Source organism: Pedobacter hiemivivus, assembly GCF_004331685.1.
Taxonomy (GTDB): Bacteria; Bacteroidota; Bacteroidia; order Sphingobacteriales; family Sphingobacteriaceae; genus Pedobacter; species Pedobacter hiemivivus.
Genome location: NZ_SJSM01000001.1, coordinates 212283 through 231309 on the forward strand (window position 1 = coordinate 212283; position 19027 = coordinate 231309).

Here is a 19027-nt window from a genome sequence, read left to right on the forward strand (position 1 = left end):
GTCTTACCTTACCTTTGATTTATAATTTAAGGTTATGAAAGCATCCGACATAAATTCTGACTGCTGTGCGGCAGAAGAACTCAATCATAAACATCATCACAATAACGACCAACAAGCTCATGTTGAGCATAGTGACGACGATGGGCATAACCATGGTGCTGAAGCCCCTCAAAGTTGGACCAGTCACTGGCCACTCCTGACCGCACTTGCGATTGTCGTGGTAATGATGGTACTTGAATATGGTTTCCACATCACCTTTAACAACCTCATACAACTGCTCATCTTTATCCCTGCATATTTCCTTGCTGGATATAATGTATTGAATCTTGCCTTTAGAAAAGCCATAAGATTTGATTTCTTTAATGAATTCGTGTTGATGAGTGTAGCCACAATTGGTGCTTTTGCCATCGGCTCTTATAGTGAAGGTGTAGCCGTAATGGTTTTCTATTCAATAGGCGAATGGTTTCAGGATAGTGCTGTGAGCAATGCCAAAAGAAGCATTAAAGCCCTACTCGATATTAGACCCAATGCGGTTGACGTGATCAGAGATGGAAAAGTAATTACTGTTGATCCCGCAGAAGTAGCTATTGACGAGACCATACAGGTAAAACCTGGCGAAAAAGTAGCATTGGATGGAATACTGCTATCAGACAAGGCTACTTTCAATACCGCAGCATTAACTGGAGAAAGTAAGCCCGACAACAAAATTAAAGGTGAAGTTGTGCTGGCGGGAATGATCAATCTAGAACAATTGAGTACCGTTAAGATTAAGGCAGCTTTTAAAGACAGCAAACTAAGCAAAATACTAGAAATGGTTCAGGATGCTACTGCTCGAAAGTCACAAACACAGCTATTTATCTCGCGGTTTGCTAAAATATACACTCCTATAGTATTTGCACTGGCTGTTTTAGTAGTCCTGCTCCCCATGCTCTTTGTTACTGATTATGTTTTTAAAGATTGGTTATACCGAGGCTTGGTATTTTTGGTCATCAGTTGCCCATGTGCACTTGTAGTCTCCATCCCGCTGGGGTATTTTGGTGGAATTGGTTTAGCCTCAAAAAATGGAATCTTGTTTAAAGGATCAAACTTTTTGGATGTAATGACCAAAGTAAATACCATAGTGATGGATAAAACCGGTACGCTAACTAAGGGTGTATTTGAGGTTCAAAAAGTGGTGACCAATAATTTCAATGAAAAAGAGTTGATCTCGCTAACCGCAGCTATTGAGAGTAAATCTACCCACCCTATTGCGCTTGCTGTGGTTAAGTATGCAGGAAAGGTTTCTCATGACATCAAAATCGGACACATAGAAGAAGTTGCAGGCCATGGTCTTAAAGGAACCATAAACGACAAAGCTATTCTTGCAGGAAATACCAAGCTGCTTACAAAGTTTGGTGTTGATTACGACCACAGTATCGACAGTGAAGCAGACACTATTGTAGTGGTTGCCGTTGATGGCAAATATGTAGGTTACATCACTATTGCCGATGAGATTAAAGAGGATGCGAAGCAGGCCATTACTGATTTGCACCATTTAAACATCCAAACGGTAATGCTTAGCGGGGACAAACAAAGTGTAGTCGACAAAGTGGCTAAACTATTGGGCATAGATAATGCCTTTGGAGATCTGTTACCCGAGCATAAAGTTAAAAAAGTAGAAGCCCTTAAAAATGAAGGTAAGCACCTGGCCTTTGTAGGTGACGGTGTGAATGATGCCCCAGTTGTAGCCCTTGCAGACGCAGGAATTGCCATGGGAGGTCTAGGAAGTGACGTTACAATAGAAACGGCCGACATTGTCATTCAAAACGATCAGCCTTCTAAAATTGTAACCGCTATAAGGGTTGGAAAGCTAACCAGAAACATTGTTTGGCAAAATATTGGTTTAGCTATGGGCATCAAAATCATCGTTTTGATTTTGGGTGCAGGTGGTGTGGCTACCTTATGGGAAGCTGTGATTGCCGATGTTGGCGTAGCCTTATTGGCTATTTTAAATGCAGTGCGTATTCAGCAAATGAAGCTGTAAATGCATTGCCAATTGAATTTATAAATCGGCCAATAACACATATTAAAAAATCGGTTTTTATGACGCAATTGCATAAGCAATTATAAATTCCAATGAGAACCAAATCTACTTTAGCTATCTGCATCTTATTTGTTGCAGGATTAACACTTTCCTTCGTAAAGGACAAAATATGGACCTCTAAATTTTTAACGGTAAACAAAGATGGTAGCATTACCTATATCCCCGATGAGAAAGGTAATATCATTCCCGATTTTAGTCGTGTAGGCTACTATCATGGTTTAAAAAAAATCCCGCAGGTTGGGGTTGTAAAAACAATTTCTCCTGTAAAAGGCGATGCAGGCAGCACCATTCAGCAAGCTATTGATGAAGTATCGGCTATGCCGATAGGAGCTGACGGTTTTAGAGGTGCAATCCTATTAAAAAAAGGTGATTATGCAATCGCCGGAACCCTCAACATAAAAACTGACGGTATTGTTTTAAGGGGTGAAGGAAATACGGTTCAAGGTACCAGGCTAATTGCTGCAGGTAAAGGATTACGTTCACTGATCAAGATTAGTGGAAAAGGAAAAATTTCTGAAGTCAGTAGCAGGGTAAAAATTACGGATGCTTATGTGCCAACAGGCGCAAAATCCTTTCAGGTAGCTTCGTCGAAAGGTTTTAAGGCTGGCGACAGGATCATTGTATATAGACCTGGAACTGAAAACTGGATCCATGACCTTCAAATGGATCAAATTGTGGAGAGAAATGGCACTAAACAATGGACACCGGAATCATATAACCTGAGTTATGAAAGAGAAATTGTAGCTGTAGATGGCAACAAAATCACGATAGACAATCCTATTGTGATGGCTATGGAAGCGCAATATGGTGCTGGGTTAATTTTTAAATACGAATTTAAAGGCCGTATAAAAGAGGTTGGCATTGAAAACATCTATTTTGAATCTGAATACGCTAATGACACCGATGAAGATCATGGTTGGATTGCAGTTGATTTTGATCGAATAGAGAATGCCTGGGTAAGTGGTGTAACTTCCCGTTTCTTTGGTTATTCTTGCGTAAGTTTAGGTGGTGATGCTAAAAATGTAACAGTAAAGGATTCAAAATGTCTGGATGCAAAATCTGTAATTACCGGTGGAAAAAGGTATTCATTTAACAATAGCGGACAGCAAAACCTTTTTATGCACCTGGAGACTACAGAAGGCCGACATGATTATGTTACGGGTGCCAAAACATGCGGACCCAATGTTTTTTACCATTGCAAATCACGAAATACGCATGCTGATATTGGTCCCCACCACCGTTGGTCTAGCGGCACTTTATACGACAATATTGACACTGATGGTGAGATTAACGTGCAAGACCGTGGTAACTGGGGAAGTGGTCATGGTTGGGCTGGTGTTACCCAGGTTGTATGGAATTGTAAGGTTAAAGGTGCTGCTATACAAAATCCATGGGTATCAGGTAAAAACTATGCTGTTGGTGTTCAGGGACAAAAATTAAAAGGTCGCCTGGAAGGAAAACCTGATGGAGAATGGGAAGGTTTAAATAAAACTGATCTTCAGCCTACCTCCTTATATGAGGCTCAGCTGAAGGCCAGGTAAGCTTATTTAGACAAAACCTCGTCAATCATTCCAAATTTCTTAGCCTCAGCTGATGACATCCAATAGTCTCGGCTGGCGGCTTCATTGATCTTTTCATAAGGCTGTCCACTGTGACGGGCGATAACCTGGTAAAGCTCTTTTTGTACCTGCAATACCTGCTTAATCGATATATCCATATCAGTGGCTGTCCCCTGCGCTCCGCTTGAAGTTTGATGAATCATCACGCGGGAATGTTGCAAGGCAGAACGCTTTCCAGCCGCACCGGCACAAAGCAATACAGCCCCCATAGATAGCGCTATTCCTGTGCAAATCGTGGCCACATCAGGAGCGATAAACTGCATAGTATCGTAAATACCTAAGCCAGCATAAACCGATCCCCCAGGTGAATTTACATACAACTGGATATCTTTCTCGGCATCTGTTGACTGCAGAAAGAGCAATTGTGCTTGTATTACATTTGCGTTTCTATCGTCTACAGCCTCCCCCATAAAAATGATGCGATCCATCATTAAACGGGAGAATACATCCATCTGCGCAACGTTTAATTGCCGCTCTTCTGTGATGTAAGGGGTCATAGCAATAGGCCCAACCATAGCCGAACTCCTGGAAATGTAATTGTCTACATACAAACTATTGATGCGGTGATGCTTTACAGCATAATTGCGAAATTCCTTATTTTTCATATTCTAATTATTAGATTAAATCAGGGCATAGCATTGCCCTTGCCCATTATCTGGACATTAAACTTGTGATTAAATTAAGATGGTTTACTTACTGAAGAACTGTTGAATCCTCTCCCTAAAAGATAAATGCTCCGGCGCTGTAAATAGCATTTGATGTACCTGCCTGATTTCTTTACGAAGCTGTTCCCTGCCATAGGTTTCAATCAAGCGATACGTTTTTTGCTGCCAGTACACGCTTTCCTTAAGATCAGGTTGCAGTATCTGACGGGCCTGCATCAAGACTTTATCCTCTGCATTGGTATTTCCCAAAAGAAAATCTTCAATTAACTGCAGCTCATTCAAGGATGTCTTCATAGCTTATTGATTTTTCTTTTACTGTTTCTTTAACTTTTTCGAGGCATTTGTATTTCTGAACTGTAGCGGAGCGTGGACCTGAAAAGCCAAACCGCTCAGCAATACTTTCCATTTTCAGTTTCTCATAATAAAATGCATTAAGCAGCTGCATACATTTCTGACCTGAAGTTTGTAAAAGCTGGAACAATCGGGACGTAGATATCTCCTGGTCATCAGGATTGAATAAGCCAGCCTGTTCATCAAAATCAGCATCGAGTTCGTCAATGGATACCTGCCTTTCACTTTCTTTGTATCGTTTGCTCCAAAGGTGGCGGGCGATGCCAAACAGGTAAGCTTTATCGCTATATTCCAAACTCAGCTCAGCGCGGACGGTTTTCTCATAATAAATGATCAACGCATCCTGAAAAATGTCTTGAGCTTCATCCAGTGAACCACCCATCCTGCTGATGTGCTTTGCTACCAGCGGGAAGGTATTCTTGTATAATGTAGTAAGCCAGGCTTGGCGATCATTACATGGTGTATCTTCCTTTAATTTTGTGGCCATGATTACTATGTTTTAATAGTATGTGGACATTTAAACTCAAATATCACCAAAATTCACCAAAATTTTATCTGGCTTTTAAAATAAAGTCGACTATAGCCTGCGGATTGGGTAAGCTATGCGGGTGGTGCTTCCCTTCGGGCTTATGAATGATCCTGATGTCACCACCGGCTTGCTTTATTTTCTCTGCAAATGGCAAGGTATTTTCAGACATGGGAACCAGCTCGTCCATATCGCCGCAAACATGAAGCATAGGGTATTTACCTTTAACAATATCTTTAATTTTATCTATCGGACTCCCGGCAAATCCTTCCGCCTGTTCTTCAGTAGTGTAACCATAGTCCTTCAAAAAAATACCCCATTCTTTTTTACTTCCTGGCCCTATACCTTTACCACCTGGCCAGCTCTTTAAATCCAGCACAGGGTTATCGACATATACACAGGCTACTTTTGTAGGGTTGGCAGCGGCCCAATTATAAGCATACACCCCACCGCGACTCATTCCTTCCAGTACCGCTTTTTTAGCAAAGCCCATTTTCCGCAACTGCGCATAAAAATCATTCCATACCCCAATAGCCTCTGCATTACCAAATAGCTCAGCCACATCACAATATACCACATAAAACCCTCGCTCTAACAGCGCAATATCAGTTTGCGGCTCATGTCCCCAAAATCTAGCCCGCCATATCCATGGCATACCTTTGGCCACAGCTTTGGGTACTACGATCTTAGCTTTATGGCCTTTAAAATCGAATGAGAAACAGTTGTATCCATAAAAATTACTTTTTTCTGCCTCATCAATTAAACCATTACCACCAGGAACAGGCTTAGCTTGCAGCTTAATAAAGTCATACAATCGCCTAGCGATAAACCCTGCACCAACCACATTGGGATGAATTTTATCCGCCAATAGCTCTTCCTTGTCTGCAAACAAGCTATATAAATCAAGTACCGCTAATTTTTCATCATAAGCCAACTTTTGAATCATAGGAATCATACTTGCTTTGAGGTAAGTTCCAGAAATACCAAATTTCTCGTCAGAAAAGGCCTTTACGGGTAACAACAAAACTACCCTCGGATGACTTGGCAATTCTATAAAACTCCGAATCATATCACGATAATCCTGCTCAAAATCGCCCATCATCGGCCTATTTACCACTTTACTATCATTGGTACCTAACTTGATAAATACCAAATGGGGATTACTCAATAGTGCTTTCTGATATTCCGGCGTATTCCAGTACGGCTTATTGCCCTTCTTAAGCATCGTAGCCCCACTTACGCCAAAATTAAGTACTTCATAGCTTGAACCCAACAAAGTCTGTAACTGCGCAGGATAAGACTCCTGAGCCCTATTGGCTAGCCCAGATCCATAAGTGATGCTATTCCCAATACAAGCAATACGCATTTTCGATTGTCCAAAAGAATTCCCTACAATCAAGAATAGCCCCCAAATAAGGCTCAACCTAATGATATACTTCATTTTTATTTGATTTATTACCCTCTAATATAAGCATCCATTTTAGCCACCCAGTTTAGAAAAAAATTACTTTCTCAGAAAGAGCCTAGCGTTCTTCGCTTTTTCAGCGAAGCAATGCAGCTCTTGAAGAGAACAGTTATTTTTTCAATCGTAAAGATAGTTGCGCTTCAAACAGCGATTTCGGCAACACCGTTTCCCCCTGCATTTCTACTGATCCTGCATTCTCAAACGTAACCGGCTTATTAGAAGTAAAACCTACAATAATTGGTGCAGCAATTGTATAATTCCTCCGCCTGCTCATATCCCAAAAATTATAATGCTGATCCTTATCAGATTTATGATGAAAATTCCACAATACCAATTGCTTACCATGGTGTGGATGTCCTGGTTCCGGGCCTCCTAAATTATAAAAAACACCTCCATCAATATCATCATAAAGCGTAGCATAAGGCTGGCCCGAATGAATATCAAAGTTCTGATCAGTACCTAACGAACATTGAGTAACTACAGTCCCTACTGCACTATATCCAGTACCTGCACCATGATGCTGAGCACCATTAAAAGTACAATGTTTCACCAATACACCATAACCAGTACGGGCGTGCACCGAGGCATGCCCCTTTTTCCCTCTAAAATGCGTGTTCTCTACAGTAATCTGGTAACCTGAGCGTATGAAAACCCCCTCATTCCAATCATGAAACTCACAATTGCGAACCCAGCTATTTTTTAGATACTCCATACCTACAGCTTCATAAGCATAGTCATGAATTTCATTTTTATGGTGGATAAACTCTTCCGGATAATTTTTCCAGTTACTGGTAAACAAAATGTCCTCTACACCACAATGGTCAATAGAATTATAAGATTCTATAGTCCAGTTGGCAGACTTAACCATTTTAATACCGATATGAATAGGGTTTTTAAAACTCACCTTATCACCCTCAATTTTAGTGATCGTATGGATTTCATAGATCAACATCCCACCTTTATCACCAAATAACCTTGACCATTGCGGTTTTAATTCTAAAGGAGCAAAATAAAGCTTTGTAAATTCCTCACTTCTGTGACGAACTGCTACATCCTGACCTACTTTAAGTTTTGAAGCATCTTTTACAACAACCGAAAAAGTTTCACGTCCGGCATCTTTAACAATAGTTGCTAGCTTTTCAACTTTACTCTCTTCGGGTTTAAACAAAAACTGCCGGCCATTGATTCTCATATTGGCCTGATAAATTTCCGTTCCACCCTTTCCACTTCCACTACCCTTTAAAACGATGTTACTTTTAGCTATCCTGATTTGCTTGGTCGCATCCTCATCTGCTGCTATTAGATACTTACCTACTGAGAAGAATACTACGCCACCACCTGGATTCGCTTCAGCTGCATCAATAGCCTTTTGAATCGCTACATCATCAAACTGATCATCATCGGCTTTTGCACCATAATCATCTACCTTAAAATACTTTTTATCACTTACCGATGGTAAGGGAATTTCGGAAAAACCATAGCCCGCATATGAAAAATCAGGGAGTACTGCTGTACCACCTGATTTTTTAGCTTTGACAAAGTCCTCCCATAAAGGAGCTGTTTTTTGTGCCTGAACGGCAACAGTTAAGAGCAATACGTTTAAAACAAGGATTATTCTTTTCAAAATCTTATTAATCTAATGCACCTGTTTTCATTTCTTTCTTAGGTTTTGTTTCTACCTGATGAGCTACCGCTCCTTCAAACTCAACCTTAATTACGCTGGCAATTTCATCAGGAGCAGTCGCAGGTACATTGATGGTCAGCCCATCACCTTTGATTTCCGTTTGTAACTTACCTTTTGTAGCCAACAATGTTGCCGACAAAACTTTGTTATTTACCCCTGGAATAACCAATTGCCCGTTGGCAGGCCAGTTAAACACAGAGAAATAAAGCGTAGTCCCTTTTGGTGTTTCTTTTCTTGTACAACGGCCCCAACTTAAAGGTGCCAATGGACTCGATTTAGTCCCATATATCGCTTCACTATTGACCTTCATCCAGCCACCTATAGCCTTCAAACGATCTACACTTTCCTGCGGAAATGTACCATCAGGTTTAGGACCAATATTCAGTAAATAGTTACCACCTTTTGAAGCAATATCTGCCAGATTGCGGATTAAAGTCTCCGTAGACTTCCATTTATGATCTGAAGTCCTAAAGCCCCAGGTACCATTCATGGTCATACAGGTCTCCCAATCCATGCCATCCAGTTCAGCTTGACTAGGTATTTTTTGTTCTGGAGTTTTGGTATCACCAGGAAAGTTCGGACGCTTTAAGCGATCATTAGTAATAATTTGCGGTTGTGATTTTAGTGCTGCCTGTAATTTTAAAGCCGCCTCATCAGTCATGTTGGTTGGTGTATCCCACCAAAGCACAGCAACATCACCATAATTCGTCATCAGTTCCTTAACCTGTGGTACCGCCACTTCATCAATATATTGATCAAAAGTTTTAGTCATCTGAGCAGGATCCCAATGGCCTTTATTAGCTAATGTATAGGCATCAATTTTAGCAGAATCAGGATTCAACCAACCTTCCCGCATTTCTTTTCTTGCAACAGATCCTCCAGGATTGTTCCAATCCTGAGCCTGAGAATAATAAAAGCCCAACTTAATGCCATACTTTTTACAAGCTGCCGCCAGTGGAGTTAATAAATCTTTACCGTAAGGAGTCGCGTCAGTAATGTCCCATTTACTTGCTTTAGAGTTAAACAAAGCAAATCCATCATGGTGTTTTGCAGTAATGATAATGTATTTCATTCCTGCGTCTTTTGCCATTTTCACCCATGCATCCGCATCATACTTTACGGGATTAAAGCTCTTGGCCATTTCCTGATATTCAGCAACAGGAATTTTAGAACGATTCATAATCCACTCTGCTCCCCCTCTTAGTTGTTCATGTCCTTTATAAACACCCGCAAACTGCGCGTATACACCCCAATGGATAAACATACCGAATTTGGCATCGCGCCACCAGGCCATTCGTTCATCCTTTGTTAATGCGCTTTGGCTATATGCAGACTGGCCTAATATTAAAAAAGCCGCTACTATTAAAAGTACTTTTCGTTTATACATGATTTGTTTATAATTTGGTTTTATTAACTCCTAATTTAGAGAATATCATATTGTTAATATTCAGCAAAATTGGCTCATCCTTATGCTATAATCACCTATCTTTTTAATGATTTATACCTTAGCAATGCCTCAAGGTAATAATAATCAGCATAAGACAAAGGTACATCCACTTCACTGTCTGACGGTTTTGAGCCCGTACTACTCAGCAAAATAAATCCTTTATTTTCTCCTACCGGTGAAATGTATTTAGTACTCAGACTGTTTAACATGATGTCAGCCTTTTTCAGATAAAGGCTTTTGTTTTTACTGTAATCACTCAATTCATACAATCCTGAAGCAATAACCGCCGCTGCCGAAGCATCGCGTGGTTCATTAGGAATATTAGGTGCATCAAAATCCCAGTAAGGAACCAAGTCTGCCGGCATATTTTTATGATTAAGGATAAAAGCTGCAATATTTTCAGCCTGTTTTAAATAGACTGGATTCTTTGTAAAACGATAGCACATGGTATATCCATATAATGCCCAAGCTTGTCCCCTTGACCAGGCTGATTCATGACTATAGCCCTGATGCGTATTCTTTTTCAGTACAGCACCAGTATTCGGATCATAATCAATCACGTGGTAAGAACTGTAATCTGGACGGAAATGATTTTTCATCGTTGTATTTGCATGGCTCACCGCAATTTTATAAAAAGAAGAATCACCAGTAAGTGCTGTAGCTTCAAATAGCAGCTCCAGGTTCATCATATTGTCAATAATTACTGGGTTTATCCATTTATCAGTGCTATGGTCCCATGAGCGGATCACGCCCGTTTTTGGATTGAAACGCGTAGCTAATGTTTTTGCGGACTGGATAATGACATCAGCATAGTGTTTATCTTTAGTGATGCGGTAACCAGTACCCACACTGCAATAAACCTTGAAACCCATATCATGTGTTTTGCCATTAAATTGCTCTTGCTCTACCAAAGCCGTAAATGCTTTTGCCTGATCCAACCATACTTGTTTCCCAGTATATTGATATAAGAACCAAAGTTCCCCAGGGAAAAATCCACTGGTCCAATCACGCGAGGCAACCAATTTCAACTCCCCTTTTTCTAATGTTCTTGGCGAAAACTGGTCGGCATTTGTACTAGCAGCTTTCGTTTTCTCAATTTCCTTCAACAGCAAAATAGTTTGCTTATCAGCTTGTTTAAAAGCTTGTTTTACGTCTACTTCAATTTCTGCAGGCGTTGATTTACGTACAGTAGGTGCAAAATCCGGAGTATTACGCGAATTTGCCGACTGAGAATTAACTGTACCAGTAGTCGTTCTAGTACGTGTAACACTAGACTGCGCAAAGGATGAGGAACTAGCCAACATCAATGCACATACAGTTATAGATAATGATTTCATATTTTCTCTCTGTTATTATTCATATATTAATTTACCGGTACCAGCTGAACTTCGAGCAGCTTCATCAATTCAGCACCTTTAATCGCTATTGGCTTAACGCTAAGCTGTACTGGACCAGTGCCAAGTTCTGCAACACCTATTTCTTTGGTCACTACCGCACCTTTTTGCGAGACTACAACTTCCTCTTGTTTAGAAAAATCGCCAACGCTAACCTCATAAGAAGAACCGCCCTCATCTGCAATGTATTTTACAACAACTTTATATTTAGCTGGCTTTAGGGCTTTTAAATCCCATGTTAGGTAACTGTCTTTCGATTTCCAGCCATTAACAAAGTAGCGGTCGGTTTTTCCATCGCCATAGCCCATTTTCTTTCCATGCTGTTCCGCATCAAACACAAGGAATCGGTTCGTAGAAACACTCGGAGATATCACTCTAGCCACATCAACGTCTATCTTACCATTTACTTCTAATACGATCACCACATCAGGACTAGCAGTTGTATTTACAGGCAGACTTACATTTAAATCCGAAGCACCCAAACGTTTAAGAGCCAATGGCTTTTTGTTTTTGTCTGTTAGTAGATAAGCTGTTTTAACATCGCTTTTTAAACCACCCACGACTAGATTACCGTCTTTAGGCCAGTTAAATACATGCAGGTAAATATTTTGTCCCTTTACTGTGCTGACTCCCCATGCAGGGATTGGCAACACACCTTTCTGAGTACCATATATTGCTGCACCATTTTGCTTTAACCATCCACCAATACTATCCAAAATCTGCTTGTCTTTCTGATCAAAAGTACCATCGCCTTTTGGCCCGATATTCATCAATAGGTTTCCTCCTCTTGAAGCAGAATTAGCTAAAAGCTGAATAAAAAATCGAGCTGATTTATGACTTTTATCGTGTTTAGAATAACCATAAGATTCGTTGGTAGTAGGAATTGCTTCCGAATCACCTGCAACCGTAAGTAGTTCTGCCGGCCTATCGCCCGTATTTACATAATCACCAAAATTACCACTCGAACTTCTTGCCAAACGACCATTCACCACGATATTCGGATCAGTGTCCCTAATCGCTTTAAGGATCTTAATATTTTCAGACAAAGGCAATTTATGAGGAGTATCGAACCATATAATATCAGGATGATACTTATTGATCAACTCTTTTATCTGTGGAATAGCTTTTTCGTCGACATACTTTACCGCCTTAGGTAACCACTCCGGATGGTTGTCAAACCAATTGGCACCACCAATTAATTTATCTCCACCTGGGTTCTGGTACTCCCAGTCATTACCAGGTGCATCGGGATGCTCCCAATCAAAAGCATGTGAATAATAAAAGCCGAACTTCATCCCATGTTTCTTAGCCGCAGTCGCTAGCTCGGCCATTGGGTCGCGCTTAAAAGGAGTTTGCTTAACCACATTAAAGTCAGAGACTTTTGAATCATACATCGCAAAACCATCATGGTGCTTTGCAGTAATGATAAAGTAACGCATTCCGGCATTCTTTGCTGTTAAAATCCATTCCTCTGCGTTAAACTTAACAGGGTTAAACACATGGGCCAGATCAAGATATGCCGTTCTGGTAATCTTTTCTTTACGCATCAAATGCTCCGAATATCCTTTTACCTCCTTGCCTTTCCATTCACCTGCAGGCAATGAATATAATCCCCAGTGTATAAACATACCGAAGCGGGCATCTCGCCACCATTGTACGCGTTCGTCATGAGTTTTCATGGAGTTTTTCCACCAGCCATTTCTGGCCTCATCCATTGCTTTTTGGTCACGTTGTTGTGCCTTGTTCAACATACTTGCATCCTCATCACCAGCCACCTGACTGTAGGAATAAAGATTTACACATAACAAAGCGGACAATAAAAACGCTGATTTGCTATTTAATTGAGCCATATTAAAGGATTTCTTACGGGTAAATTTCTAATTACTTCTTCTACTTTAGGATTATGATCAAGCTTAGTCCAGGTGTTTAACCAGTTCGTTTGATCATACGCATTGGCACCAAAAACCAAAAATGGTTGTGCTACAGGCCAGTTATCCCAGTACATTACATCTGGCTTTAAAGGCCATTTACTTTTGTCAGCTACAAAAGGATATAAGTATTCAATCCCTTTTTTAATGGATTTTCCATCAGCCGTTTTAAAGTCCCACAGGTTATCTGTTTTGGTAGAAAGAATCTGGCAAAGCGTGGTCATCGCATCCAGGTTAAAGATGGAGTAACCATAAGGTTTTGTACGTGCAAGTTCTCTTGGGTAGCTTCCATCTACAGCCATTTGATCGGGCAACAAGACATTTTTATACCGATCACGACAAAAATCCAGTAACTTATCATCATTGCACAATTTTGCAAAAGATGCTACCTGCATGGTAAAACAAGTTCCATGGTTATTTTGAGCATTCATTTCATCTTTCCCATACTGATGGCTCATTAGCCAGGTTAAATACTGCGCAAACCATTTTCGGGTCTCAGCTAATACGCCTGATTCCATCGCTTTTTGCAATACAATAATTCCCTGCGCTACTTCCATTAGCTGAATGGTATCAATAATTCCGATACCACGGCCTGTGAATCGTCCTTTTATAGCTTGCGCATACAATAGGTTAGGATTCATCATTGTACCTTCATTTACAAACCAGGCTTGTAAATGCAACATAGCCTGCTTTACATATTTCTGATCTCCAGTAAGTTTATAGGCAGAAGCCAATGCGCCAATGATCTTGCTAAAACGAATCATTGCCAAACGGTGTGCGACAAAGTTCTCTGGATTGGTCATCCCATCCTTTTGAATGTATGGGCCTTCCGGATTTTGTGTATCTGGCCACCAATAATCACCCTCCGAATAAAAATCATGCTTACCACCTGCGCTTCTCGACGAGCTTTCGGCAGTTACCGTAACAGGCTGTTGCTTCATTGCCCAGTCCGCATTTTTCAGAATAGAAGCCTTTAACGTTTTCACAACTTCCTGCTCTACACCTTTTGGGTCTGTCTGACCATCCTTCGCAGCAGCGAAGGATGAATAACTGATCATGTTTATCAATACAAATGCTGTTAATACCAATTGTTTCATAACGTTCATTTATTTGGTCATAGCCCTAAAGCTAACTTTGTTAATGGTATTTGGTTTCCCTTTGGGGGCATTGGAAATAGAGGCCTTAAGTTTACCAGAAGCATCCTTAACTATATTAATTTCCCTAAAGCTATACGCACCTTTTTCATAGTTAAAAGTCTCGCCATCATCATCATAAAGCATGTACTTACCCGGTTTACTGCCATAGTACCTGATCTCCAGATCAATTTTATCTGTAGATTTAGGTGCGTGCATCAATGCAGGCCCCATAGGCACAATACCACCGTCTTTTACATAAACAGGAATTTTATCCAAGCCCGGAGTGATGGTAATCACTTGACCATCACCAGCATATTCTCCGGTATAAAAATCAAACCATTTACCTTTAGGTAAAATCACTGTACGGGTTTGTTTTCCGGTAAACATAGGCGCTACTAATAAATATTCGCCAGCCATATATTGGTCCTTAACCTCTTTACTTACGGCTTCTACATATGGGTTTTCTTCCAGATTGGTAGTCTTCACTTCTTTTTTAACATCAGCCTGGTAGCCATCCTCAAGATTCATCGCTCTAAATGGCGGTATACCCTTAAAATGGTATTTTGCAAACTCACTATACCAGTAGGGCATCATCTGCATACGCAGCAATGCAACATCTTTTACTTGTTGTTCTACGTTAGGATACGACCAAGGTTTAGTACCTGTAGACCAGGCATTGATCATAGCCATTGGCGAAAACACCACAGATTGCATACGACGTAACCATTCTTCTTCAGTTTTAGAAGCTCTGGCTTCTGGCGTCCACAATACACCCGCAAAACCACTGTTGATCAAGGCGGTGATAAAATCTTCGTGGTTATAATAATCGTTATAAATTACATAGGGTAAAGCAGCACCGCCCCCATTTGATCCCCTAACCAATCCATAAGTACGCTGATTGCGCTCATGGTACATATCAGCACTGTAGCGCTGAATCAATAAGCCATAAGTCTGGCGCATTTGCTCCGCACTTTTACCCGAAGGGAAAGTCGTTACATCAGGCCATAAATAATGATCATAACCATCTACCTCGTCAAATTTATAGCCACTAACGCCAATATCTACCTGGCTCTTTTTCAATTGAGAGAACATAATATCACGTGCCTGAGGCATTGTCAAATCAGGAATAGCCCCCAACCATACGGTATGATCTGCTGTAAATGGTTTAATGCCATTATAAATTGAGGCTTGCGGAGAAATATATGGGTTTGTCCACAGATTCACTCTAACCCCCTTATTCAATAAACTTTTCACGAAAACTGAAGGGTTAGGAAAGCGTGTCTTATCCCATTCAAAAGTACAAGGGTAAGCTTTACTTTGCCATCCAGGTTCTAAACCAATAAAGTCAAGCGGAAAACCTTTGTCTTCAAAAGCTTTTACTTCAGCTTCTACATCAGCAGAAGTATATAATGTTTTTACCCTTTGGGTAAAGCCCAATCCCCAACGTGGAGGCAATACACCACCACCATTTAACAAGTTATACCTACGAACGGCATCAAGTGGTTTAGGGCCGGCAAATACATAAAATTCAACGCCCTCCGCTGGTACCAAAACCTCTACTCCATCCGAATACGGACGCGAAGACCAGGTTTTATCTGTATTGCGATCTTTAGCTTCAGGTACATTTTTCCCATCACGTTTTACAGCAGATCCGGCATAAATATCCAGGTATCGCGCCGAATTGATAAATACGCCATAGCCATTTGAGGAGACATAAAAAGGTGTTGGCGCATGTGTACGTCCATTATCCTTACCTCCAAAATGGTCTACATGCAGTTTCAAGATCTTACCACGCTGATACACGGTTTGAAAGTTTAAGCCAAAGCCGTAAAGCTGCTCTTTCTTATCCAGCGGAAAGCGCAGATAAATTTTACCATCAGTAAGCTTTGCAGTTATTTCTTCTTGTACAAGGGGAAATGCAACATCGCCCATGTCTTTTAATCCATCCAGGGCAGGTTTAGCTCCAGCAGCAGTCAGCAAGTTATAGCTTTCCGGCTTGCCAATACTCCCTTTCCAAACACCAGGAGCAACTTGCTCCCATTTGATATCCTGAGCAGCTAACCTGGAGGTACTAATCAGGAGGATTAAGCAAATTGAATATTTAAATATTCGGTTCATAGCAAATAATGGTTTATTGGGTAATTACTTTATAGGTTTTTCCTTTTTCAGTTTTGAAATCTATGATATAGTTATTTTTCAGACCAAGATCCTGAAGTTTAGCTTGTTCATTTTTATGGTATTCCGGTTTCTCAGACATTTCATTTAAGCTATTCCTATTTGAACCAGTCGCTGCTGTTGAAACGATACCAATGACTTTTACCGGCACAGTTGTACTTAACCTGCAATTGCCACCTGATCCAGAATAGATTTGTGCTGTTGATAATTTGCCATTTTTCCAATCGATAGCAACCGTAAAATTGCCTCTGGCCTTTATGCCCTTGATACTACCCGCTTTCCATTCATCTGGCAATGCGGGCAGCAGACTTACTTCGCCCTCATTACTTTGCAGCAACATTTCTGTTATTCCAGCTGTAGCCCCAAAGTTTCCATCAATTTGAAAAGGTGGATGGGCATCAAATAAATTAGGATAAGTACCACCGCCACTCATTTGAATATTCGTTAGCTGCGCCGCAGGAGCATTTGGATTCGCTTTTGGCTCTACTGTTTTAGCAGGATCGATTAAGGTAAGTCCAGCTTTTAAAATCTTTAAAGCATGATTTCCATCCTTTAACCTCGCCCACCAATTCATTTTCCAGGCCATCGACCAACCCGTGCTCACATCACCGCGGTGAATCAGCGATTGCTTTGCAGCAGCAGCAAGTTCAGGTGTACTTTGTGTAGTAATTTGATTTCCAGGATACAGCGCAAACAAATGAGATAAATGCCTATGCGTATCTTTAGGATCATCCACATCGTTAAACCATTCCTGTAACTGCCCGTATTTACCAATATTAAATGGATACAGTTTTGCACGAGCTTGCACCAGGCGCTCAGAAAAATCAGCGTCAATACCAAGCGCTTTCGACGACTCGATACAATCGTTAAACAACTCCCTGATAATCCCCATGTCCATAGTTGTAGCCTTACTCACTTCATATTCTTTACCATCTATTTTAAAGACATTTTCCGGAGAAGTAGAAGGATTTGTTACCAAATACCCATCTTTATCTTTTACCAGCCAGCTCAACATAAACTCTGCTGCCCCCTTCATTAATGGATAGCCTTTTTCTTTGAGGAATTTTTGATCACCCGTAAACAGGTAATGTTCGTACAAATGTGTGCTTAACCAGGCGCCGCCCATCGGCCATGCCGACCACCTTGGTGCACCTTTAGGATCCCAATCATAACCACCAGAAGGTGATGTTTTAGACCAGATATCAGTATTGTGATGAACTACCCAACCTTGTTGAATGCCATAATTCTCTTTGGCGGTTGTTGCACCATTAACAGCCAGACGACCGATCATATCAAACAAAGGCTGATGCAATTCTGAAAGATTCGTATTCTCCGCCAACCAATAATTCATTTGAGTATTGGCATTTACGGTATAATTACTTCCCCAAGGTGGTTGAACATGATCATTCCACAGTCCCTGCAAATTGGTAGCCTGGGAACCTGGTCTGGAACTGGCGATCATTAAATACCGACCAAACTGATAGTAAAGTACCTGTAAACCTTGGTCGTTGCCAGCAGCACCTTGTCTGGACAACCTTACATTTGTTGGCAAATTAGCCAATCCAGCATCATCAGCCAGGTTAAATGAAACACGATCGAAAAGTTGTTTGTAATCGGCTACATGGGTAGCTTTAAGCGCTACAAACGTCTTAGGATAGGCTTTTACAAGTGGTGGTTTGGCCTCAAGCGCAGGATTCTTACCTGCTAAGCCCGGAGATTTGTCGAAACCATTAAAACTAGTCCCACTTGTGAGATAAATGGTAACTGCATTCGCATTAGTTACTGCAATTTTATTCCCTATCGCTTTTGCTGATCCACCTTGTGCCTTAACCTTAACATGCACTTCAAAGGTCATACCTTCTTTATCGTCATACACAATCTGCTTCGCCTCAGATGCCCGATGTGCTACATGTTTAGGAGCCTTACCTTTTAGGATGAGGTAATTAGAATCTATTGAACTTACACCATACTTTAACTTACTAGTGATGCTAGTTGTAAAGCTTATGGCATGCATTTTATTAGCCGTTAAGCGAATAACCATTACCTTATCAGGGTAGCTCATCAGGGTTTCACGTTTATAAGTAATACCACCGATCTTATAGGTAACCGTACTAATTGCATTATTGATATCTAACTCGCGATGGTATGCTGTAGGCACCGAATCTTTAAGGTTAAAGTCCAAAAAGAGATCAGCCATAGTCAAATAGCGGGCAGAATACGGTCCCTGCATATTCTTTTTCCATATTTCCGCTGCTTTGCCATAATCACCGGCAAAAACTGCCGCTCTTACCAATGGTAAATTTGCCTGAGCTTTGGGATTGTTCCCCGCATCAGGAGCCCCCGACCAAAGGGTATTGTCATTTAATTGAAAACGCTCTTTGTTTACACGCCCGAATACCATGGCTCCGGTTTTTCCATTACCTAATGGCAAAGCCTCTTCCCATATCTTAGCGGGCTGATTATACCACAGCCTTAAAAATTCTTGCTTCTTCTGAGCCAATGCAGCTGATGCACCAACAAATACCCCAAGAAAAAGAAGACTATATCTGATCAT

Annotated in this window: 13 protein-coding genes; 2 read left to right on the forward strand and 11 right to left on the reverse strand. The window is 40.9% G+C overall.

Features of this window, described 5'->3' with window-relative positions; all coding sequences use genetic code 11:
* Positions 1-34 precede the first annotated feature (34 nt).
* Positions 35-2023, forward strand: coding sequence for a heavy metal translocating P-type ATPase (locus tag EZ444_RS00940; RefSeq protein WP_131606322.1), 1989 nt, complete (start codon positions 35-37; stop codon positions 2021-2023).
* 92 nt (positions 2024-2115) lie between these two features.
* Positions 2116-3624, forward strand: coding sequence for a hypothetical protein (locus tag EZ444_RS00945; protein WP_131606324.1), 1509 nt, complete (start codon positions 2116-2118; stop codon positions 3622-3624).
* 2 nt (positions 3625-3626) lie between these two features.
* Here EZ444_RS00945 and EZ444_RS00950 read toward each other — a convergent pair whose 3' ends face one another.
* The 11 genes from EZ444_RS00950 to EZ444_RS01000 form a co-directional block, all read right to left on the reverse strand.
* Complete coding sequence (locus EZ444_RS00950; protein ID WP_131606326.1) at positions 3627-4307, reverse strand: ATP-dependent Clp protease proteolytic subunit; 681 nt, start codon at positions 4305-4307, stop codon at positions 3627-3629.
* Between the two features lie 84 nt (positions 4308-4391).
* Positions 4392-4661 carry a hypothetical protein gene (locus tag EZ444_RS00955; protein WP_131606328.1) on the reverse strand — a complete coding sequence of 90 codons (270 nt, stop codon included), beginning with the start codon at positions 4659-4661 and terminating at the stop codon, positions 4392-4394.
* A complete protein-coding gene (locus tag EZ444_RS00960) occupies positions 4642-5205 on the reverse strand; it encodes an RNA polymerase sigma factor (RefSeq protein ID WP_131606330.1) in 564 nt (187 codons plus the stop codon). Before EZ444_RS00960 ends, EZ444_RS00955 begins: the two co-directional genes overlap by 20 nt.
* A 64-nt stretch (positions 5206-5269) precedes the next feature.
* Positions 5270-6685: a GDSL-type esterase/lipase family protein gene (locus EZ444_RS00965; protein WP_225874587.1), complete on the reverse strand. Its 1416-nt coding sequence runs from the start codon at positions 6683-6685 to the stop codon at positions 5270-5272.
* Between the two features lie 133 nt (positions 6686-6818).
* Entirely contained in the window at positions 6819-8333 is a 1515-nt protein-coding gene (locus EZ444_RS00970; RefSeq protein ID WP_225874588.1) for a DUF4955 domain-containing protein, read from the reverse strand.
* Positions 8334-8340: 7 nt separating this feature from the next.
* Positions 8341-9780 (reverse strand): alpha-L-fucosidase, encoded by a 1440-nt coding sequence (locus EZ444_RS00975; RefSeq protein ID WP_131606332.1) that lies wholly within the window; start codon positions 9778-9780, stop codon positions 8341-8343.
* Positions 9781-9875: 95 nt separating this feature from the next.
* Positions 9876-11177, reverse strand: coding sequence for a glycoside hydrolase family 88 protein (locus EZ444_RS00980; protein ID WP_225874589.1), 1302 nt, complete (start codon positions 11175-11177; stop codon positions 9876-9878).
* A gap of 26 nt (positions 11178-11203) precedes the next feature.
* On the reverse strand, positions 11204-13084 hold the full coding sequence (locus tag EZ444_RS00985) for an alpha-L-fucosidase (protein ID WP_131606334.1): 1881 nt from the start codon (positions 13082-13084) through the stop codon (positions 11204-11206).
* Positions 13072-14259, reverse strand: coding sequence for an alginate lyase family protein (locus tag EZ444_RS00990; RefSeq protein WP_394365945.1), 1188 nt, complete (start codon positions 14257-14259; stop codon positions 13072-13074). Before EZ444_RS00990 ends, EZ444_RS00985 begins: the two co-directional genes overlap by 13 nt.
* 9 nt (positions 14260-14268) lie before the next feature.
* On the reverse strand, positions 14269-16416 hold the full coding sequence (locus EZ444_RS00995) for a glycoside hydrolase family 31 protein (protein ID WP_205945183.1): 2148 nt from the start codon (positions 16414-16416) through the stop codon (positions 14269-14271).
* A gap of 13 nt (positions 16417-16429) precedes the next feature.
* A complete protein-coding gene (locus EZ444_RS01000) occupies positions 16430-19027 on the reverse strand; it encodes a glycoside hydrolase family 95 protein (protein ID WP_131606336.1) in 2598 nt (865 codons plus the stop codon).